Source organism: Pseudoduganella sp. R-34, from assembly GCF_049904655.1.
Classification (GTDB): Bacteria; Pseudomonadota; Gammaproteobacteria; order Burkholderiales; family Burkholderiaceae_D; genus Rugamonas.
The window spans coordinates 2,587,708-2,607,916 of sequence record NZ_CP184572.1; the positions used below are offsets into that span (position 1 = coordinate 2,587,708).

The 20,209-nt window shown below is 60.1% G+C and carries 14 protein-coding genes and 1 tRNA gene; 6 read left to right on the top strand and 9 right to left on the bottom strand.

The features are described from left to right. Positions 1-67: 67 nt before the first annotated feature. Both ACN9MW_RS11915 and ACN9MW_RS11920 read left to right on the top strand, forming a co-directional pair. Complete coding sequence (locus tag ACN9MW_RS11915) at positions 68-3,079, top strand: TonB-dependent receptor (RefSeq protein ID WP_426170936.1); 3,012 nt, start codon at positions 68-70, stop codon at positions 3,077-3,079. 14 nt (positions 3,080-3,093) lie between these two features. Further along, positions 3,094-5,964: a TIM-barrel domain-containing protein gene (locus ACN9MW_RS11920; protein ID WP_426170938.1), complete on the top strand. Its 2,871-nt coding sequence runs from the start codon at positions 3,094-3,096 to the stop codon at positions 5,962-5,964. A gap of 19 nt (positions 5,965-5,983) precedes the next feature. Here ACN9MW_RS11920 and ACN9MW_RS11925 read toward each other — a convergent pair whose 3' ends face one another. The 6 genes from ACN9MW_RS11925 to ACN9MW_RS11950 all read right to left on the bottom strand — a co-directional run bounded on the left by ACN9MW_RS11925 (position 5,984) and on the right by ACN9MW_RS11950 (position 10,387). Continuing rightward, a complete protein-coding gene (locus ACN9MW_RS11925) occupies positions 5,984-7,606 on the bottom strand; it encodes an alpha/beta hydrolase (protein WP_426170940.1) in 1,623 nt (540 codons plus the stop codon). A gap of 261 nt (positions 7,607-7,867) precedes the next feature. Beyond that, positions 7,868-8,458, bottom strand: coding sequence for an addiction module antidote protein (locus ACN9MW_RS11930; protein WP_426170942.1), 591 nt, complete (start codon positions 8,456-8,458; stop codon positions 7,868-7,870). A gap of 62 nt (positions 8,459-8,520) precedes the next feature. Next, positions 8,521-8,877, bottom strand: coding sequence for a type II toxin-antitoxin system RelE/ParE family toxin (locus tag ACN9MW_RS11935; protein WP_426170943.1), 357 nt, complete (start codon positions 8,875-8,877; stop codon positions 8,521-8,523). Positions 8,878-9,215: 338 nt separating this feature from the next. Further along, complete coding sequence (locus ACN9MW_RS11940) at positions 9,216-9,560, bottom strand: YggL family protein (protein WP_426170945.1); 345 nt, start codon at positions 9,558-9,560, stop codon at positions 9,216-9,218. Between the two features lie 64 nt (positions 9,561-9,624). Beyond that, positions 9,625-10,176, bottom strand: a complete 552-nt coding sequence (locus ACN9MW_RS11945; protein WP_426170947.1) for a hypothetical protein — start codon at positions 10,174-10,176, stop codon at positions 9,625-9,627. Positions 10,177-10,297: 121 nt separating this feature from the next. Then, positions 10,298-10,387: transfer RNA gene (locus tag ACN9MW_RS11950), tRNA-Ser, on the bottom strand. Positions 10,388-10,511: 124 nt separating this feature from the next. On the opposite strand from ACN9MW_RS11950, the gene ACN9MW_RS11955 reads away from it, so the two are divergent. Continuing rightward, the gene (locus tag ACN9MW_RS11955) at positions 10,512-11,597 is read left to right on the top strand and encodes a M23 family metallopeptidase (RefSeq protein ID WP_426170949.1); all 1,086 of its coding nucleotides are present in this window, start codon (positions 10,512-10,514) and stop codon (positions 11,595-11,597) included. A gap of 3 nt (positions 11,598-11,600) precedes the next feature. Here ACN9MW_RS11955 and ACN9MW_RS11960 read toward each other — a convergent pair whose 3' ends face one another. Together ACN9MW_RS11960 and ACN9MW_RS11965 are read right to left on the bottom strand one after the other, a co-directional pair. Beyond that, positions 11,601-12,620, bottom strand: coding sequence for a LacI family DNA-binding transcriptional regulator (locus ACN9MW_RS11960; RefSeq protein ID WP_426170951.1), 1,020 nt, complete (start codon positions 12,618-12,620; stop codon positions 11,601-11,603). A gap of 65 nt (positions 12,621-12,685) precedes the next feature. Continuing rightward, positions 12,686-14,248 carry a tryptophan halogenase family protein gene (locus ACN9MW_RS11965; RefSeq protein ID WP_426170952.1) on the bottom strand — a complete coding sequence of 521 codons (1,563 nt, stop codon included), beginning with the start codon at positions 14,246-14,248 and terminating at the stop codon, positions 12,686-12,688. 109 nt (positions 14,249-14,357) lie between these two features. Between ACN9MW_RS11965 and ACN9MW_RS11970 the strand changes: the two genes are divergently transcribed. From ACN9MW_RS11970 to ACN9MW_RS11980, 3 genes are all read left to right on the top strand, one after another. Beyond that, positions 14,358-16,709: a TonB-dependent receptor gene (locus tag ACN9MW_RS11970; protein ID WP_426170953.1), complete on the top strand. Its 2,352-nt coding sequence runs from the start codon at positions 14,358-14,360 to the stop codon at positions 16,707-16,709. Positions 16,710-16,780: 71 nt separating this feature from the next. Then, positions 16,781-18,082, top strand: a complete 1,302-nt coding sequence (locus ACN9MW_RS11975) for a GH1 family beta-glucosidase (RefSeq protein ID WP_426170954.1) — start codon at positions 16,781-16,783, stop codon at positions 18,080-18,082. Next, entirely contained in the window at positions 18,079-19,377 is a 1,299-nt protein-coding gene (locus tag ACN9MW_RS11980) for an MFS transporter (RefSeq protein WP_426170955.1), read from the top strand. The genes ACN9MW_RS11975 and ACN9MW_RS11980 overlap by 4 nt, the downstream gene beginning before the upstream one ends. Here the strand turns inward: ACN9MW_RS11980 and ACN9MW_RS11985 are convergent. Then, positions 19,353-20,183, bottom strand: coding sequence for an alpha/beta fold hydrolase (locus tag ACN9MW_RS11985; RefSeq protein WP_426170957.1), 831 nt, complete (start codon positions 20,181-20,183; stop codon positions 19,353-19,355). The two genes, ACN9MW_RS11980 and ACN9MW_RS11985, sit on opposite strands and share 25 nt — an antisense overlap. Positions 20,184-20,209: the final 26 nt, after the last annotated feature.

Genomic DNA, 20,209 nt, shown 5'->3' on the forward strand with positions numbered 1-20,209 from the left:
TAGCAAAGCAAACTCCAATCACTCAGTGGAAAACCACGAGATTGATACTAAAAAAGGAGACTACAGCGTGAATCAGACTCACCTCAGGAAGACCGCTATTGCCCTCGCCGCGGCCCAGTTTGCACTGTTTGCCGCCGGTAGTGCCATGGCCCAGATGGCGGGAGACGCTGCCCAGCCTTCGTCCGTCGTGGTGGTGACCGGCCAGCGGGCCGCACTGCAATCGGCACAGAACATCAAGCGCAATTCAGACGAAATCGTCGACTCCATCGTCGCCGAAGACATTGGCAAGCTGCCGGACCGTTCCATCACCGAAGTGCTGCAGCGCGTAGTCGGCGTGGCGATCGACCGCACCATGGCCAAGGGCGACCCGGAACACTATTCGGTGGAGGGCTCCGGCGTGACCGTGCGCGGCCTGACCTATGTGCGCTCTGAACTGAATGGCCGTGATTCCTTCTCCGCCAATGGCGGCCGTTCGCTGAATTTCGAGGACGTTCCACCGGAGCTGATGGCCGGCGTGGACGTGTACAAGAACCCTTCCGCAGAACAGATCGAAGGCTCGATCGGCGGCCTGGTCAACCTGCGCACCGCGCTACCCTTCGATTACAAAGGCTCCAAGGTCTCCCTGAGCGCCGACTACACGTACAATGAGCTGGGCGGCAAGAAGAAGCCGGGCGGCTCGATCCTGGCATCGGATCGCTGGAAAACGCCGATAGGAGAGTTTGGCGCGCTGGTCGACCTGGCATACTCGGAAAGCGCCACCCGCACCGACGCCTTCCAGGTCGAGCCTTATTATCCGCGCACCGACGTCGTCAACGGCAAGACGGTGTGGGTGCCGAAGGGCGCGCAGTGGCGCACCCTGGAATTCGACCGCAAGCGTGAAGGCTATTACGGCGCGCTGCAATGGCAGAAGGACTCCACGCTGAAGTCCCACCTGACCTACTTCAAGTCCAAGTATCAGATGCAGTGGGATGAGCGCGCGATCTTCTCGCAGGCCAGCCCGTACAACATCCGCGTCAGCCCCGATGCCACCTACGGCCCGAACGGCAACCTCCTGACTGGTACCTTGACCGATCCGGCCGATGGCGGCATCAATTTTGGCGGCGACACCCGTACCGCCAACCGCAAGTCCGGCACCACCGATATTGGCTGGAACGTCACGTGGCGCCCGGCCAGCCGCTGGACCGTGAAGTCCGACCTGCAGTACATCAAGGCCAAGACCCGCAGCCTCGACTCCACCGTGGCGACCGGCATCCAGATGGCCAAGGAACAGGTCGACCTGAGCGGCGACGTCCCGCGCCTGATCTTCGACCAGTCCGACCTGGCTCACCTGGCCGACCCCAGGAATTACTACTGGGCCTTCACCATGGAGCACCTGGATCGCTCCAAAGCCACCGGCAAGTCGTGGAAAGGCGATGCCATTTACGACTTCGAAGACCATCCCTACCTGAAGGACATCCGCTTCGGCGTCCGCCTGTCCAACAAGGACTCGGTGACGATGAACTCCAACCCGAGCTACAACTGGTCGCCGATCACCCAGACTTGGCAACTTGGTGGAGACATCAAGCAGCTTGCTTACTTGGGCGACCCACGGTTCAGCGGCAATACCGAGGTGCATGCCTTCAATAACTTCTTCAACAAGAACATGCAGGTGCCATCGCTGGTGTTCCCGGCGGTCTCGCTGGCGAATGGTTATCCGGACAGCTATGCAGCGCTGCACAAATACCACGACATCCTGTGTACCGAAGCGCATAACGGCGACTCTTCCAGCTGCACCCCGTGGAAGGCCGCCACGTTCGGCACCGATCCGGCCGGCACCAACGTGCAGTCGGAAAAGACCAAGGCCTTCTATACCCAGGTGCGCTTCGGCTTCGATGAACTGAAGTACCCGATCGACGGCAACCTTGGCGTGCGCTATGTGAAGACCGACATGACCGCCCAGGGCTACGTCACCTTCAAGCCTGACTACACCATCCCAGCCGGTAACGTTGTGACTGGCCTGCCGTTTGCCCTGATCCCGGCCTACCAGGCAGCCCAGGACTTCGACAACAGCTACCACAACGTGCTACCTAGCCTGAACCTGCGCATGAAGGCCAGCGACAAGCTGCAATTCCGCTTCGGCTTTGCAGGTGCGATGTCGCGGCCGGACTTTGACCAGTTGCAGGCCTACACTTCGCTGTCGCAGAAGCTCGACATCACCAACAACGGCGGCGTCACCACCATCAACAGCGTCAACCAGTCGGGCGAGGCCAAAGGCAACCCGCAACTGAAGCCGATCACCTCCAGGCAGACCGACCTGACAGCCGAATGGTACTTCTCGCCCGTGGGTTCGTTCACGGTGGCCGTGTTCAACAAGCAGCTCAAGGACGTGATCCTCAAGCAGTCCCTGGTCTACCAGATCCCTGACGTATCGGGCAACCTGCAGAACTTTGTCGTGACCGGTCCGGTGAACGGCGCCAAGGGCCACGCGCGCGGCATCGAACTGGCTTACCAGCAGTACTTCGACAAGCTGCCGGGCTGGATGTCCGGCATCGGCATGCAGGCCAACTACACCTACGTGGACAGCAAGCAGAAGCTGTACACCCCGGTGTTCTCGCCGTACTGCAGCGGCAGCAGCCAGGCCGCTGGCCTGAACACCAGCATGAATGGTTGCGACACCAACGGCCAGACCTTCAACGATTTGCCGCTGCCACTGCTGTCGAAGAATGCCTACAACATCGCACTGCTGTACGACAAAGGCCCATGGTCGGCCCGCGTGGCCTACAGCTGGCGTTCCAGGAACCTGCAGGCGATCGACGTGAACGGCACCAACGGCGGCGACGCCACCGACACCAATCCGGCCAGCCCGACTTTCGGCCAGCACGTGCTGCACTGGGCGCTTCCGACCTGGGCCGATTCCTTCGGCCAGCTGGATGCCTCGGTGTTCTACCAGATCAACGACAAGGCAACCATTGGCATTGAAGGCACCAACCTGACCGATGCCAAGTACCGCCAGTTGATGCAGCAGCATACCGGCATGATGGGGCGCGCATGGTTCGTTTCGGGCCCGCGCTACGCCGTCAAGCTGCGTTATTCGTTCTAATCACAGGAGAGAGAATGCGTTTTAAACCGATGCGGGCCGCGCTGTTGTGTGCCCTGGCGGCGGCCGGCAGTGCAGGCGCCGGCACCTTCGAACAAACAGCCCATGGCCTGGTGGTCAAACCGGACCGCGGCGCTGCGAAGGAAGTCCGCCTGGAGCTCATGGACGACAACATCATCCATGTGCTGAAACTGGACCAGGGCGGCAAGGCGCTGACGCCATCGCTGATGACGGTCGCCAAGCCATGCAGCTGCAGTTTCACTGTCCAGCGCAAGGGCGATACGGTGATCCTCCAGGCTAACAAGATTGCTGCTGCCGTGTCGCTGGCGACCGGCAGCGTGCAATTTTCGGATGCGGGAGGCAAGCCGTTCCTGAGCCAGGCATCGGAATCCATTGAACCGATTGAAGTCGGCGGCAAGCCTTTCGTGGCGATCAAGCAGGGCTTCAACTACGGTACGAAAGATGCGTTCTACGGCCTGGGCCAGCACCAGAACGCCCAGATGAACCTGAACGGCGAAGATGTGCTGCTGGCCCAGCACAACATGATCGCCTCCGTGCCCTTCGCGGTCTCGGACAAGAACTACGGCGTCCTGTGGGACAACAACGCCATCTCGCGCTTCGGCAACCCGCATCCTTATGGGCCGTTAAAGCGCGACCTGAAGCTGGTAGATGCGGAAGGCAAAGCGGGTGGACTGACCGCGCGCTACTACGTGGACGGCAAGCTGGCGCTGACCCGCCAGGAACCTGATATCGCCTATCAGTACCTGAAGGACGTTGCGGAAAACTGGCCGAAAGAACTCGGCCCAGTGAAAAACCTGAAGGACGTGAAGGTGGTGTGGGAAGGCACGCTGTCCAGCGACAAGCCGGGCGTCCACAAAATGCAGCTGTACGCATCCGACTATGCCACGCTGACCATCGACGGCAAGCAGGTGCTGGATGTGTGGCGCCAGGGCTGGAATCCGTGGTACCACAACTTCGAGCTCAATATGGCCAAGGACAAGCCGGTCAAGCTGAAACTGGAATGGAAGCCATCCGGCGGCATGGTGGCCATGACGCACAGCGACCCCATGCCGGATCGCGAGCGCCATTCGCTGACGCTGTCCTCGGAAATCGCACAAGGCATCGACTACTACGTGATCCGCGGCACGAACATGGATTCCGTGATCGGCGGCTATCGCCAGTTGACCGGCCAGGCGCCCATGATGCCGAAATGGGCTTATGGCTTCTGGCAATCGCGCCAGCGCTACGAAACCCAACAGCAGCTGCTCGACACCCTGCACGAATATCGCAGGCGCCAATGGCCGCTGGATAATATCGTGCAGGACTGGTTCTACTGGCCGGAAAACGCCTGGGGCTCGCACGACTTCGATAAGACCCGCTTCCCGGACCCGAAGGGCATGGTGGACGAAGTGCACCGCCTGCATGCGCGCATCATGATCTCCATTTGGGGCAAATACTACGACACGACCGACAACTACAAGGAGTTCGCGTCCAAAGGCCATATGTGGACGAAGAACGTGGAGGACGGAGCGCTGGACTGGGTTGGTCCTGGCTACAAGAACAGTCACTACAGCCCCTATGCGCAAGAGGCGCGCGACATCTACTACCGCCAAATGAAGCACAAGCTGGTGGACCTGGGCTTTGACGCCTGGTGGATGGATAATACCGAGCCGGACGTGCTGTCCAACACGCGCCCCGAGGATTTCAAGAAGCTGATCGGCCCGACCATTTACGGCCCGGGCGAGGTCACCTTCAATCCGTATAGCCTGGTGCATACCCAAGGCATGTATGAAGGCTTGAAGCGCGACCAGCCCGACAAGCGCCAGTTCATCTTGTCGCGTTCCGGTTTTGCCGGCATCCAGCGCAATGCCACAGCCGTGTGGAGCGGGGACGTGGCCAGCCGCTGGAATAACCTGTACGACCAGATTGCCTCGGGCGTGAACATGTCGATGTCCGGCATCCCGAACTGGACGCACGACATCGGCGGCTACGCCCAGGAGAACCGCTACCAGTATGGCGACGTGGGTTCGGCGCAGGAGAATCGCGGGACCGGCGGCGGCAAGATCGATCCCGCCGACCTGAAGGAATGGCAAGAGCTGAACCTGCGCTGGTTCCAGTTCGGCGCGTTTTCGCCGCTATTCCGTTCGCACGGCGAAGTGGTCAAGCGCGAGATCTACAATATCGCGCCGGAAGGCTCGGAGATGCGCGACTCGATGGTGTCGTACCTGAAACTGCGCTACCGCCTGATGCCGTATATCTACGCGACCGCGTCGGACACCTATCACAAGTCCGGCACCATCATGCGCGGCATGGTGATGGACTTTCCGTATGACGAGCGTGTGAAAGACATCAAGGACCAATACCTGTTCGGCCACGACATCCTGGTCGCCCCGGTGACCAGCTACGGCGCCCGTGAACGCAGCGTCTACTTGCCCAAGGGGGCGTCGTGGTATGACTTCGACACCGGCGCCGTGCACCAAGGCGGCTCGACAATCACAGCTGCCGCGCCCGCCTCGCGCATCCCGCTGTTCGTGAAAGCTGGCGCGATCATTCCTACGGTGCCGGTGCAGCAGTATGTGGACCAGCAACCGGATGCGCCGGTTACCTTGAAGATCTACACGGGGGCCGACGGGGACTTCTCGCTTTACGAAGACGACGGCGTCAGCAACGGCTATACGCGCGGCGAATACACCCGCATCCCGCTACGTTACGACGCGAAGACCGGTGTCGTAACGATCGGTAAGCGGGAAGGGCAGTATCCAGGCATGGTGGCGGCGCGCAAGTTCAAGGTTCACTTCATCAAGCCGGGCACCTCGACCTCCGGTAGCCTCGATGTTGCCGACAAAGAGGTCACTTACGACGGAAAGGAAGTCGCAATCAAGCCATGATGAGTGCGCGGCCCTGCTTTTAGGGGTTCCCCGGCTTTAATGGGGATTTGGGCCGCGCTACCGAATACATCTCCCAAGTGATCTTCTCCAGCAGGGCGAGTTTGTTCTCGCCCTCTTTGTAGAGGTCAAAATGCGTTTTGCCGGAGACGAAGCGGAAGTCCGATTTTGCGTTCAGGCCTTCCATCACCGCTTGCAGGCGACGGGCCGAACCATCCAGGTAGAAAGTGTCGGCGGTACCCACGATCAGGTGAATCTTTCCATCGAGGTCGGCCTTCAGTGCAGGCCAATCGCGCTTCATGCGGTGGGCAATGTCGAAATTCTCCCGCCAATAAGCGACTACGGCGGGATCGACGTTGCCCGTGTCGCGGTCGAACATGGGCTGCGGCGCTCCGGCATGGCCGCGCGGCGAGAACACCCATTCCATTGAGGCGAGTTGGCCGCCATAGCTGCCCAGCACGCGTTCCAGCTTGGCGAACTGCTCAAACGTGCCAAGGACCTTGTCGTGGTCACGCACCAGCGGATAGGCGCTGCCATCGGTCTTGCGGAAGACATTGGCCTGCGGTGCGTACAAGTCTACACCGGTGAAATCGTGGAAGTCCGACGGGTCCGGCGACGTGGACCAGGTTCCGCCGAACAGTTTTGGATAGCGCGTCTGCAGCCAGAGGGTTGCCCAGCCACCCGACGAGTGGCCGTTCAGAAGGCGTCCATTGGCGTTGGCATCCATGCGGTAGTTTGACTCCAGCTGAGGAATCAGCTCGGACGTCAGCGCCTGGCCCCAAGGGCCATTATTCACAGAGTCTGCAAATTCGTGCGTGCCGGTGGGGCTCGATTCATCCAGCAGCACCCAGATCATGGGCGGCGTTTTCCCGCTTGCCATGCCTTTAAAAATGTCCGCCATGATCGGCACCAGGTAGGCGGCATTGCCGCCAAATCCGTGGGTGAAATAAACCGTAGGATAGGTCTCCTTCGCTTTCGCGTCATAGCCAGGCGGGGTCAGGACCCAGCCATCCATTTTGACAGGGCGGCCCCAGAAAGCGCTCAGGGCAGGGCTGGTGAACGCGATAGGCTGGGCGTGCGGACGGGCTGCATCCAGCGCCGCGCGCTCCTCGGCGGAAGCGGACTCCCGCGTCCACGGATCGGTTGCGGGCAGGGCTCGGGCCAAGTGGATCGTGGGTGCTTCCTTGGTTGGCAAGTGCACCTTGACGACGTCGCTGACCAGATCGCCCGCGCCACGCCCTGTGTAGTTGTAGCTGTGATCCACGTCAAGCACCGCCTGAACGTAATAGTCGCCGGGAGGCAATTGCGAGTATGGATGCGGGAAAGCGATGTCGTCTCCGTCAATGCCTACGCTTTCTCCTGGGTGGAGGCGGCCAACTTCCCGCGCCGTGACAGCAGTTTCAGTTGCAGCAAAGGGATCGGCATCTACTACCGTCACTGCATTGGACTTTTGCTTGGACTTCTCCAGCGCGTTCGCTTCGGCGGATTTGGCCTCTCTCGCAAACACCAGTAGCCGGCCTTGGGTGGCAGGGCTGGCGGCGGCATCCAGTTGGACCTTGATGAACTGCCGGTCTGGCGTGGCGGCGGCCTGCACGTTTGCTGCGCTGGCCAGCATCAGAAGGAGGGAGAGTGTCGAAATCTTCAAGCAGCTATGCATGGCGGCCTTTCAAAGAAATGGAAACACGAGAGTATCAGGATCAGCGGGAAACGCAACGAAGCCATAATTTCGTAGAACGATGCCGCTCCATCTTCCGCATCAACAAACAATGTGATTCCGCCGACATTTTGTGATGCGCGCCAGACGCGCTCCCCGCTGCATGGCGGCAGACTGAAGCCACCCCGTTGGTGGCAAATCGGGCTTGCTCTGTTTCGCAAGCCTTTCTTGAAGCAGGGTGCGATGGTGTTCTTAAGCCTTGCCGTAGGCTTTATGCGGGTGCTGTGCGGGTGTGGGAGCTTTCTTTGCCCCACCTTTCTTTGCAGGTGCATGGGGAGTCTTCTTTGCCGCTGACTTGGCTGGTGCGTTGGCCGGAGTCGCTTCGACCGTCATGGCTTTTGCAGCCGGCATTGAATGCACCGGCGCTCGCTTAGGTGGTGCCTTTCGAGCTGTTGGTGACAGGTGACGCACTTCCACTTTTCGTGAATCTATCTGTTGAGTCGCTTCTGCCTTTGTTAATTCAGCAGGAATTGGCTCGACCACCAAGCGTAACTGCATTGCGCCAAGAACTCGGGCGATAGTTTCCATGCGTGGCTGGCTGTTCTGGCGCAACGCCTTGTACAGCGCCTCCCGGGTAATACCAGCGCTTTTGGCAATTTCAGTCATGCCGCGAGCGCGGGCAATGTCACCGATTGCGGACGCGAGAAACGCTGCATCGCCTGTTGCCAGGGCTTCGTTAATATAAACAGCGGCGGCCTCCTCGCTGGTGAGGTATTCCGCAGGGTCGAAGTCCTCCAGGCCCAGACCGTCAAGGTCGGACACAGTAATATTTTGATCGGACATACATTTCTCCTTGCTTACCTTATTGTGCTATGTGAGTGAACTTAGTGTGTGCTTAAGTGGCACTATCTTTGTACGGACTTTGATGTCGATTTTGCGCCCGGTCTCGCCGCTGCGTTCGCGGCTGCCCGTTTCTTCAATTCTTTAAACATCGTTTTTGCGTCATCAATGTCGGCTTGTTGCCCTTTTTTTGTGCCGCCTGCGAGCAGAATGATTACTTGGCCGGCGAGCTCGCCGAAGTAGACCCGATACCCAGGCCCATGGTCGACCCTAATCTCACTGACCTCTTCTCCAACCGGTGCGACGTCGCCGAGACCCCTTTCCAACTTCTCGACGTTGGACGCAACGATCGCCGCTGTCTTGACATCCTTGATGCTGGCCATCCAGTCCCGATACTTTTGCGTGCTTTTGATAGCCTTCATAGGCAACTCGTGTAATCATTCGATTACATTCATTGTAATCACTCGATTACGGCAACGCAATCGAATAATCATGCGCTGCGGGAGTATTGCGAAGTCGCGGACTTAATGAAGTGTCCCAAGTTGCGGAACGTCGTTGCCTGTAATCTGCAATTAACAAGACGCCAAAAGAAATCTCATAACTGTTGTTACGCATTCCCAACCGGCATATATTGTGTCAAATATGCAATTTCCGGAGAGGAGGGCAGATCATGACTGTAGCTGAACATCAGCGGTTGCAAAGAGCTTGACATGAAAAAGGCAGCCATTTGGCTGCCCTCAACTGGTGTGACGCTTACTGCTTAACCCCAGCCGTACCACGCATCGCGCAGTTCGCCGACTTTGACGTCGGTCAGCTTGCTCTGCTTGGCAAGCCATTCCTGAACCAGGGTGCGATGGTGTTCTTCAACCTTGCCGTAGGCTTTGTTCGAAACCACAATGCCACCGAAATCATCGTTGTAGCCGCCGCCAAAAGCGAGGCCGTTTGGCTCGATTGCTTCGTCGAGGAATTGATGGATCAGCGCATTGTGTTCGGCCATGGACAATTGGCCCACGATTTGTGCTTCCACGAGGAAGCCGAGTTCCTGGAACTCACCGAGGTGTTTTTTCTTGAGTTGGCGTTTGTTGTAGCGGCGGGATGCGGTCATGGTAGATCGTGGTCAAAAAAATTGGGTTGATGGTCATCTATTACCACCAACCCATCAGTCAGGCTTACCTCACAATTCCGAAGTCAGCAGCCTTGATCTTCACCATGCGACCATCCGGGTGGTACCAAACCACACCTTCCATCACATTCTTGGTCAAGTAAGACTTCAGGCCATCGAAATCACGAGGGCAATCAACAAGTACATCTTTGCCGTGAGGTACCAGCAGGTGTTCAGATAACCGTTCAGGATTTGCGCCATGGCGGGTGCCGACCGTAGGACCGCAGAATTCGTACGTCCCATCAGGCAGGCCTTCTTTTACGGCCGCCATGATCCTCTTCAAGTTCTTGCCTTCCACCTTGACCCAGCCCGGCCAGTGACCGGTTTCAGGATCGGGTTGTGGTTGAGCAGGCTCAAAGCCGGCGGGAGGGGTGCGTCCTGTTTTCGCGTCGTAGCGTACAAAGATCACGCCATCTTTCAACCGCACAGCCAAGCCATCCCATTTACGGGTTGCGTAGCCGGTACCTTCGGTGACCCATTCGGATCCCGGCACGACTTCGTTTCGAACTTGACGATTTCCGTCGTAGTTACGCTGAAACAACGACTTAATCTTAATCATTTGCTGCTCCTAGGTAGTTGGTAAGGTTTCGATTCCGGCCCCATCCACACTAGGTACTTCTACTACTGCACTACTACTGCACATCAGGATCAAAGTCACGCGACCAAGTCCCAAAGCACGTTGGCGGAAGCGGTGAGATTCGAACTCACGAACGGGATTAACCGTCGGCAGTTTTCAAGACTGCTGCCTTCAACCACTCGGCCACGCTTCCGGAGGGCTGGATTATACATTCCCGGAGCGGATCGCGCCAAGAATCGTGCAGTTCGTCGCAAATTCCCGCGCCGGGATGCCTGCGCCGGTATGGTCGGCCCACGATTAAAACCCTGGGGGACCGAATGAAACTGCATGCCATCGCTTTTGCCGCAATGACCTTGACCTTGGGTGCTGCCATGGCCGCTCCGATCGAGGTGAGCGTGGCGCCTTCAAAGCCGCTGATCGAGCAGGGCAAAGGCCAGCAATTGCTGAACATAGACTTCCTGATCAAGAATGACAGCCAGGATAAGGTTGAATTGAGCGAAGTCGAAGTATCCGTGCTGGGCGACGCCGGCAAGCTGGTGGCGCAGTATCGCGTAGGCGCCAATGGCCGCAGCGTGCTGGTGGTGCCGAACCGTTTTATTGAGCCGGGCAAGTCGGAGCTGGTCTTCAATCCCCTGTATGCATTCCCTCAGGAGCTCGATTTGTCGCGCCTGCGCTATACCTTCAAGTTCGACGTAGGCGACGATACCAAATACACGGTCGAAATCCCGGTAGCGCCAACTTCCTACAAGCCGAAAGCGCAGCTGCAACTGCCCGTTGCCGGGCCGGTCCTGGTACATGACGGACACGATTTTTACGGCCACCATCGCCGCCTGCCGTTGCTGGACCCTATGGCGCAGGCGCTGAAATGGAAGCGCAACTTCATGCGTTACAGCTATGACTTCGTGGCCACCGATGACCAGGGGCGCATGTTCAAGGGCGATGGATCGCGCAATGACGATTGGTATGGCTGGGGCAAACCGATCCTGGCACCGGCTGGCGGGAAGGTAATCCGCGCCGTCGGCACAATCCCGGACAATGCCAAAGGCAAGGGGCCGTCGTTTGGCAAGGAGCAGTTCATCGCTGATCCGAGCATCATGTGGGGCAACCACGTGGAGATCGAACATGGCAACGGCGAAATCAGCTTGCTGGCCCATATGAAGCAGGGCAGTGTGGCGGTCAAGGCCGGTGATATCGTGAAGGCTGGCCAGAAGGTCGGAGAAATGGGCTTTTCCGGCGATGCCTTCCTGGTTCACCTGCACTATGACCTGAAAAACGCGCCGGGCTTCGATGCCGATGCGCTGCCATCGCCGTTCAATACCTTCGAACGCCTGACAGGCAAGAACTGGCTCAAGGTCAAGCAAGGCCAGGTCGATAGCGGCGATGTGGTGCGCCGCCTGCCGTAAGCCTTAGCGGATGCGCCGGGTGGTTTCGCGCACCACCAGCTCCACCGGCGGGATGGTGCCTTCCACTTCCTCGCTGTTGATGAGGCCGAGCATCGATTGCACGGCCGTCTGTCCGATCACGTACAGCGGCTGGCGGATGGTGGTCAGCGGCGGCGTGGTGTAGGAGGAGCCGGGCAAATCGTCGAAGCCGACCAGCGAGATGTCGTCAGGTACGCGAATGCCTTTGCGATACAGGAAAAGCCGCGCGCCATAAGCCGTCTGGTCATTCACCGCGAAGACGGCGGTAAAGGGATGGCCGCCGTCGAACAGTCGATTCATGGCCAACAGGCCGCCGGCCTCCTGCAGGTCGCCTTCCACCACCAGCGCCGGATCGAAATCGATGTCGGCTTCTTTCAGCGCGCGTTTGTAGCCGGCCAGGCGCTCGACCGAGTCGCGGTTCTCGCCCGGCCCGGCCAGGTGGGCAATGCGGCGATGGCCCATTTCGATCAGGTGGCGTACGGCCAGCCAGGCGCCGTGTTCATTATCGAGCGCGAAGCCGATGGCGCGGTTGGTGCGCAATACGCGGCCCAGCGAGACGATAGGGCGCTGGGCGGCGAAGCCCAGCACCGCTGCGTCGGTCATGCGGCCGGTCAGCAGGATGATCCCGTCCACTTTGCGCGCCAACAGCAGGCGGATGCGCTCCGCTTCTTCGTCGGCGTTCCAGTGGCCGCTGACGATTACCGAGGCGTAGCCGGTGCCTTTCAGGCCATCGTCCACACCGTGCAGGATCTCGTCGAAGAAGGGTGAGGCGATATCCTGCACCACGATCCCGATCGTCATCGTGCGTCCGTGCTTCAGGCTTTGCGCCATCTGGTTGGGTGCAAAATTCAGTTCGCGGATCGCGGCCAGCACGGCTTGCCGTTTATCGTCGGCGACCTTGGCGGTGCCGTTCAAGATACGCGATACGGTGCTGGGGGAAACGCCTGCGCGGCGGGCGACGTCGGTCAGCGTGGCGGGCGATGGAGCAGTGGAGTGGTCGTTCAAAGGATTTCTCATTCTGAAAAGCTTTTCAAATGGAGATTACCATAGAACACGACAGTAACTTGAACTTAGTGAATTACTGTTGCACGAATAGTATGAAAGTCGTTTCTGAAAGCGTTTTCATGCCGGCATAACAGGGCCACGAAGGCGCGGTGGTCGGGCAGGTCCGCGACCGCACGCGCTGACACTGCAGCGATATTGGCGAATTCCTGGCGCGCGGCTTCGGCCAGCGGTTCAAGGCCGGGCAGGGGCGGCATGGCTTTCGGGAAGTCCATTCCATACAAGACGTATTGCCAGCTGGTGGGCGGGTACATCTCGAAATCGGTCAGGAAATCCATGCGTTGCGGCGGGCGGCAGCGCCACATGGCCAGCTTGTCGCGCAAGCTGTCGGTCCAGGTGGCGGGGTCGCAATTGTCGATCCAGAATTGTTCGCGGCGTTTGCTCAGGCAATAGTGCAGCTTGATGAAGTCGACGATGCGGGCATAGCGCTCGCCCATGAACTGGTTGAAGTGGCGCGCCACCGGCGCCATTTCGCCGTTATGCGGGAACAGGGCGCCCAGCATGTGCACCGCGGTTTCGACCAGGCCGATGCCGGATGCCTCCAGCGGTTCGAGGAAGCCGCCAGCCAGGCCGATCGCCACGCAGTTTTTGATCCAATGCTGTTCGCGGTAGCCCACGCGCATGGGGATCTTGCGCACGTTCAGGCCTTCGGCGGCTGGGCCGGCGTAGGCGCGCAGCACCTGTTCGGCGCGCTCGTCGCTGGTGTGGCGGCTGGAGTAGACGTAGCCGATGCCGCGCCGTTCCTGCAGTCCTATGTCCCAGGTCCATCCCGCCTCGTGCGCGGTGGAGATGGTGGCGGAGGCGATCGGCGTATCGGGCGCCGGATGCGGCACTTGCACGGCCAGCGCGGTATCGCATAGCAGGATATCGCTCACGCTGTGGAACGGCGCGCCAAGTGCGCCGCCGATCAACAGGGCGCGGAAGCCGGAGCAGTCGATATAGAGGTCGGCCGTGAGCGCGCCGTGTTCGCGGGTGTCGACGCTGGCGATGGCGCCATCCAGGTCGAGCTGTACGCCTTCGACATGATCCTGCACGTGGCGCACGCCGAGTTTGCGCGCATGCTTTGCCAGCAGGCCGGCAAAGCGCGCGGCGTCGAAATGGTAGGCGTAGTTCATCGGGCCGTTGTAGTCGCTGTCGCCGGGACGCTTCGGCGCGCGTTGCGCATCTACCACGCGCTTTTGCATGGTGACTGCTTCGGCAAACGGCTTGTTGCCGGCCAAGCCTTGCAGCCAGTAAGGCAAGAGCTCCGGCGCGCCCGGCCGCTGGCTTGGCATGGAGAAGGGATGGAAGTAGTGCTCTTCGCCGTGCAGCCAGTTCTGGAAGGTGATGCCTTGCTTGAAGGTGGCACTCGATTCGCGAATGAATTCCGCCTCCGGAATGCCGATCGCCGCGAGCGTGGCGCGCAGGGAGGGGAAGCTGCCTTCGCCCACGCCGATGGCGCCGATGTCGGGCGCTTCCACCAGGGTGATTTCCTTGCTGTCGCCGAACAGCTTGGCCAGGTAAGCGGCGCACAGCCAGCCTGCGCTGCCGCCGCCAACGATCAGTATCCGCGTGGTTGGGATCGTTCCCATTTTGTCGTCTCCTTAAAAATTTTTGTTGACTTTTTATTTTTTGAAAATGTACCATGAAAACGTTTTCAAGAAATAAGAAATCGTTTTCACAACAACTACCGGAGACAACATGAAGTTTTCTGCAATCCAGGTCGGGGTACTGGCCCTGGTCTCGTCCGTCAGCGCCTCGGCGCAGCAAGCCGCCCCTGCGGCCAACACCGAATCCGCCGTCGTGCCAGAGGTTCTGATCACGGCGACCAAGCGCACCACCTCCCTGCAAAAGACCCCTGTGGCTGTTACCGCCCTGGATGCAGCGGCACTCGAAGACGCACACGTGCAAACCATCCAGGACGTGACCAACCTGGTGCCAAGCTTCCAGGCCACCGGCCAGGGCGACCACGGCGTCATCACGATGACCATGCGCGGTATCGGTAACGACTCCGCCAAGACTGAATACGCCGATCCGGAAGTAGCCTTCTTTGTGGACGGCATCTACTCGCCTCGTCCGGAAGGGGCTACCGCGCTGCTGTTCGACGTGGAAGCGATTGAAGTCCTGCGCGGCCCGCAAGGCACGCTGTGGGGCCGCAATTCCACCGTCGGCGCAGTCAATATGCAGACCGTCAAGCCCAAGCTGAAGGAGTTCTCGGGCAGCGTTTCCGGCGGCATCGGCGATTACGCCCGCCTGGGCGCCCGTGCGGCGTTGAACGTGCCGACCGGCGACAACTCCGCCCTGCGCGTGGCCGTGATCCACGAGCAGCACGACGGCTACGTCAAGTACCAGCCCTTCCCGAACATTTCGCTGGCCGACCAGCGTGCGGCCTACCTGGCTGGCGGCGGCGACCCGGCCAAATTCCAGCCGATCAACCCGAACCAGTACGTCGTCAACGGCCCGCGCTACAACGCGCAGAACCAGAGCGGCGTACGTGTGAGCTGGCTGTACCAGCCGACCGATCGCCTGAAGTGGAACATCTCCTACGAGCGCTTCCAGGACCGTGGTACCCCGAACATGAACCTGATGCAGACTCCGCGCGCCGGCCAGGACGAGTGGTCGGCACTGATCGACACCGCGCCGTTCCTGCACCGTAACGTGAACACCTTCCGCAGCCGTCTCGAATATGCGGTGAGCCCGGACATGGCGCTGACCTACATCGCCGGCCATTCCAAGTTCTCCGGCTCGTCGACTTACGACCAGGACGGCGGCCGCGTACTGCCGACCAGCTTCACCACCGGCGGCGACTTCCAGGCCAATAACACGGTCTGGTCGAAATACAGCAGCAATAGCCACGAGCTGCAACTGCAGTCGGTCGGCCAGAAGGAAGTGGACTGGCAACTGGGCGCCTACTACGCGGCGGAAGACAACGGCATCCGCTTCGACATCCCGATCATGCACGGTACCCAGCAAGGCAGCGTGGCATGGCAAGGTTCCTTCATCCAGCCGAAGGAAACCGTGGATTCGCGCGCTGTCTTCGGCCAGGCGACCTGGAACGTCGGCAGCATGCACCTGACCGGCGGCCTGCGTTACACCTCGGACAAGCGCACCAATGAAGGCGGCAACGGCTATACCTGGAATTCTGACCCGAACGCACCGCAGGTTCCTCTGAGCCCAAGCATCGACCCGACCAAGCCGGGCCAGGGCTACAACCCGAGCGTGCCGTCCAACGATGGCCGCTACAAAGGCAGCAAGACCACCGGCCTGGCGCGCCTGAGCTACGACGTCGATAAGAACCACATGCTGTACGCCAGCGTCGCCACCGGCTACAAGGCGGGCGGCCTGCAGGACGGCGGCCGTACGTACGACCCGGAGACCCTGACCAACTACGAGATCGGCAGCAAGAGCTCCTTCCTGGGCGGCGCATTGCGCATCAACAACGCGCTGTACTACGAGGACTTCAAGGATTTCCAGTTCAGCTCCCCGGTCACCAATCCGGACGGTTCGCACACCTTCGTCACCAGCAATGTGGACGGCGCGAAAGTGTGGGGCTTCGAATCGGAAATCCAGGCCAAGCTGTCGCCGGATGACAAGCTGGCGCTGGCCCTGGCTTACACCCACACCAAGCTGGGCTTCCTGATCGCCGGCTCCAACGACTACGCGCTGCCGTTCTGCCCGGACCTGAACTCGAACTGCCTGAACGTCACCGGCAACATCATGCCGCACGCGCCAAAGTTCTCGGCCCACCTGAACTACCAGCACACCTTCCGCATGGCGAATGGCGACACCCTGATCCCACGCGTTTCGGCACACTACGAAACCAAGTCCGAACTGTCGATCTTCAACCTGGGCCCGGAAGACCAGCAAGCTGCCTACACCAAGTTCGACCTCGGCCTGCGCTACCAGGGACCGAAGCAGTTTTGGGTGGACGCCTTCGTGCGCAATGTGGGCGACAAGCGCATCAAGACCAGCGCCATGAACGGCGCCAATGTGTGGGTGGCGCAGTACCTGCCTCCGCGCACCATCGGTGTGAATGCGGGCATCGAATTCTAAGCCCGTTGCAACGCGGCCTGCCTCGTCCCTCGGGGCAGGCCATCCCTAAGCCTTAACCTGTGAATCAAGAAATGAAAGATAAACGCCTGCCGCCCGAATTTCTCTGGGGCGTAGCCACCAGCGCCTTCCAGATTGAAGGCGCCAACCAGGAGGACGGCAAAGGCCTCTCTATCTGGGACGTTTTCTGCAATACGCCCGGCAAGATCAAGGACGGCAGCGACGGCAGCGTCGCCTGCGATCACTATCATCGCTACCGCGAGGACGTCGACATCATCGACTGGCTCGGTGTCGATGCCTACCGCTTCTCGATCGCCTGGTCGCGCGTCCAGCCGGACGGCAAGGGCGCCTGGAATGAAGCCGGTTTCGCTTTCTACGACCGCCTGATTACAGCCCTGCACGAAAAGGGCAAGCAGGCATACATCACGCTGTACCACTGGGACTTGCCGCAAGCCTTGCAGGAAGAGGGCGGCTGGCTCAATCGCGATACCTGCTACCATTTTGCGGCCTACGCTGCCGAAGTGGCGCGCCGCTTTGGCGATCGTGTGGCCAGCATCGCCACCCACAACGAGCCGTGGTGCACAGCCAACCTGGGCTACGGCAACGGACAGTTCGCGCCTGGCGTGCGCGACGCCAAGGCGGCCATACAGGTTTCGCACCACTTGCTGTTGTCGCACGGCCTGGCTATGAACGCCATGCGCGCCGTCGGCTCGAAGGCAAAATTGGGCATCGTGCTGAACCAGTGGACCGCTGATCCTGCCACCGACAGCGACGCCGACCGCGAACTGGCGGAGTTCGAGTATGCGCGTTCGGTACAATGGTTCATGGACCCAATTTTCAAAGGCCGCTATCCGGAACTGGCGCTGCGCAAGCACGGCGCGAACGCGCCGCTGGTTGAGCCGGGCGACATGGCCGTCATCCACCAGCCGATCGACTTCCTCGGCGTGAATTACTACTTCCGCGCCTTCTGCAGCGCCGAAGACCCGCCGCGTACGCCGCCGCTGGAAAACGGCCGCACCGACATGGGCTGGGAGATCTACCCGCAAGGCCTGACCGAACTGCTGCTCAAGCTGAAGGGCGAGTACGAGCTGCCACCGATTTACATCACCGAGAACGGAATGGCCAGCAGTACGCCGGAGCACGATGAGGAGCGCATTTCCTTCGTCACGCGCCACCTCGATGCGCTGGCCAGCGCAATGGAGCAGGGCGTCGACGTGCAAGGCTACTTCATGTGGAGCCTGCTGGACAACTTCGAATGGGATTCCGGCTACGCCAAGCGCTTTGGCATCGTCCACGTCGATTACGCCACGCAAAAGCGCACGCTGAAAGACAGTGCGCACTGGTATCGTGAATTGATCAAGGTACAGCGTTCATGAACCGATCGCCGCTGCAGTGGGTCCCCACCGGCTACTTCGCGATGGCGATGGGGTACATGATGCTGACCAGCGTCACGTCCATCATGTTCAAGAACCTGGGCATGGACAATGGCCGTGCCGCGCAGTATTCGAGCATGCTGATCCTGGCCTACACCATCAAGCCCCTGTTCGCGCCAGTAGTGGAAATGTACCGCACCAAGAAGTTCTTCGTGCTGGTCACACAGTTGCTGCTTGGCCTGGGCTTCGGTGCGGTAGCCCTGGTGATGGGCATGCCGGGTTCGATGGCCCTGATGATGGTGCTGTTCTGGATCATGTCCTTCATCGGCGCCACCATGGACATTGCCAGCGATGGCGTGTACGTCACTTCGTTAAGCTCGCGCAGCCAGTCGCTTTACTGCGGCGTGCAAAGCCTGAGCTGGAATATCGGCCCGGTGGTGGCCTCCGGCGTGCTGGTTTACCTGAGCGGCCGCCTGCATTCGGACTACGGCATGGATTGGCTGGGCGCCTGGCGCATCGTCTTCGTGGCCGTGGCGATCCTGTTGCTGGCAATTACGGCATGGCACTGGCGCGCTATGCCGGACGGCGCCCGTGCCGCCGATACGCCGGAAAGCCTGGGCCAGGCTGCCTTCATCCTGCGCGACGCTTTCAAGACCTTCTTCGAAAAGCGCGGCGTGTGGATGATGGTAGCCTTCGCGCTGCTGTACCGAGTCTCGATCGGCCTCCTGGAAAAGATCGGCCCCTTCTTCATGGTAGATCCGGTCGGCAAGGGCGGCCTGGGCATGTCGAATGAGTTGCTGGGCATCGTCTACGGCACATACGGCTTGCTGGCCGTGCTGGCGGGCTCCCTGATTGGCGGCTGGTACGTGGCGAAGCGCGGCCTGAAACCGGTGTTGTTCACGCTGTGCTGCGTACTGAACATCCCGATTGCCACCTTCCTGCTGATGGCGATCTACCAGCCGTCCAACCTGTGGGTAATTGGCGCCGGTGTCGTGATCGAGAAATTCTCCTTCGGCTTTGGCTCGGTGGGCTTCATGATCTACCTGATGCAGCAACTGGCGCCCGGCAAATACACCACGACCCATTACGCTTTCGGCACTGGCCTGATGGGGATGTGCGGCATGTTGACCGGCATGGTCAGCGGCCACCTGCAGGAAGCACTGGGCTACGTCAATTATTTCTGGCTGGTGATGGCGGCGACCGTGCCATCCTTCATCGTGACGTGGTACGCGCCTTTCCACCATGAAGAAGCGCGTCCTGCTACCGAACCCGATCAGCTGCAGCGCAAGGCTGGCTGACGCTTGTCGTCGTGGGCGCCGATCACGTCGCGGATCGCGCTGACCACGACCTCGGGATTGGCCTGCTGCATCTGGTGGTCGGAATCCACGATCACCTTGCAGGCTTTCGGATACATGTTCTTGACCATGTTGCGAGTCTGTTCGTCGTCGTTGACGGTACCCAGGTCCACCGCCACGGCGCCGGCCGATTTGGGCACGTTAAACAGGCGCACGACCGGGATGTCGTCATTCCACGGCATCGCCAGCACGGCCTGTCCGGTGCTGTTGATCTGGTCGACTTCCGCCTCCATCGCGGCATTCAGGAACACATACTTGGCCACGCGCGTCATGAAGGGAAATTCTTCCGGCTTCTTGATGATGCCGGGGTAGACCGAGTCGACCAGCACCACCCCCTGGACTTCCTGCGGGTAGGCGCGCGCATACATCTGCATGTACAGGCCGCCAAGGGAATGACCGACCAGGGTATAGGGCGGCTGCAAGCCTTGCTGGCGCAGCAGCTGGCGCAATTCCTCGACCACGGTCTTGCCGTCGCGCGGGGTGGAAGGCTTGTCGCTCTTTCCGTATCCGGGGCGGTTGTAGGCAAACACCGTCGATTCCTTGGCCACTTCCGCAATGACCTTGTCCCATTTATCAAGGGTGATGCGCGAACCGTTCTCGAAGACCACGGTGGACGGCGCTCCTGGCTTGGCGATTTTCAGGACTTCGATCTTATGGCCTGCAAAGTTCTGCAGCACGGCTTCGGCATGGGCCTGGGCGCTGGCCAGCGCGATTGCCAGCACAGGCAGGGTGAAACGAGTCAAGGGCATGAATGTCTCCAGTCTGATAACGGTGG

Coding starts and splice junctions, on each gene's coding strand:
- ACN9MW_RS11920 (WP_426170938.1), top strand. CDS start 3,094: ATGCGTTTTAAACCGATGCGGGCCGCGCTGTTGTGTGCCCTGGCGGCG.
- ACN9MW_RS11930 (WP_426170942.1), bottom strand. CDS start 8,458: ATGTCCGATCAAAATATTACTGTGTCCGACCTTGACGGTCTGGGCCTG.
- ACN9MW_RS11935 (WP_426170943.1), bottom strand. CDS start 8,877: ATGAAGGCTATCAAAAGCACGCAAAAGTATCGGGACTGGATGGCCAGC.
- ACN9MW_RS11940 (WP_426170945.1), bottom strand. CDS start 9,560: ATGACCGCATCCCGCCGCTACAACAAACGCCAACTCAAGAAAAAACAC.
- ACN9MW_RS11945 (WP_426170947.1), bottom strand. CDS start 10,176: ATGATTAAGATTAAGTCGTTGTTTCAGCGTAACTACGACGGAAATCGT.
- ACN9MW_RS11955 (WP_426170949.1), top strand. CDS start 10,512: ATGAAACTGCATGCCATCGCTTTTGCCGCAATGACCTTGACCTTGGGT.
- ACN9MW_RS11965 (WP_426170952.1), bottom strand. CDS start 14,248: ATGGGAACGATCCCAACCACGCGGATACTGATCGTTGGCGGCGGCAGC.
- ACN9MW_RS11970 (WP_426170953.1), top strand. CDS start 14,358: ATGAAGTTTTCTGCAATCCAGGTCGGGGTACTGGCCCTGGTCTCGTCC.
- ACN9MW_RS11975 (WP_426170954.1), top strand. CDS start 16,781: ATGAAAGATAAACGCCTGCCGCCCGAATTTCTCTGGGGCGTAGCCACC.
- ACN9MW_RS11980 (WP_426170955.1), top strand. CDS start 18,079: ATGAACCGATCGCCGCTGCAGTGGGTCCCCACCGGCTACTTCGCGATG.
- ACN9MW_RS11985 (WP_426170957.1), bottom strand. CDS start 20,183: ATGCCCTTGACTCGTTTCACCCTGCCTGTGCTGGCAATCGCGCTGGCC.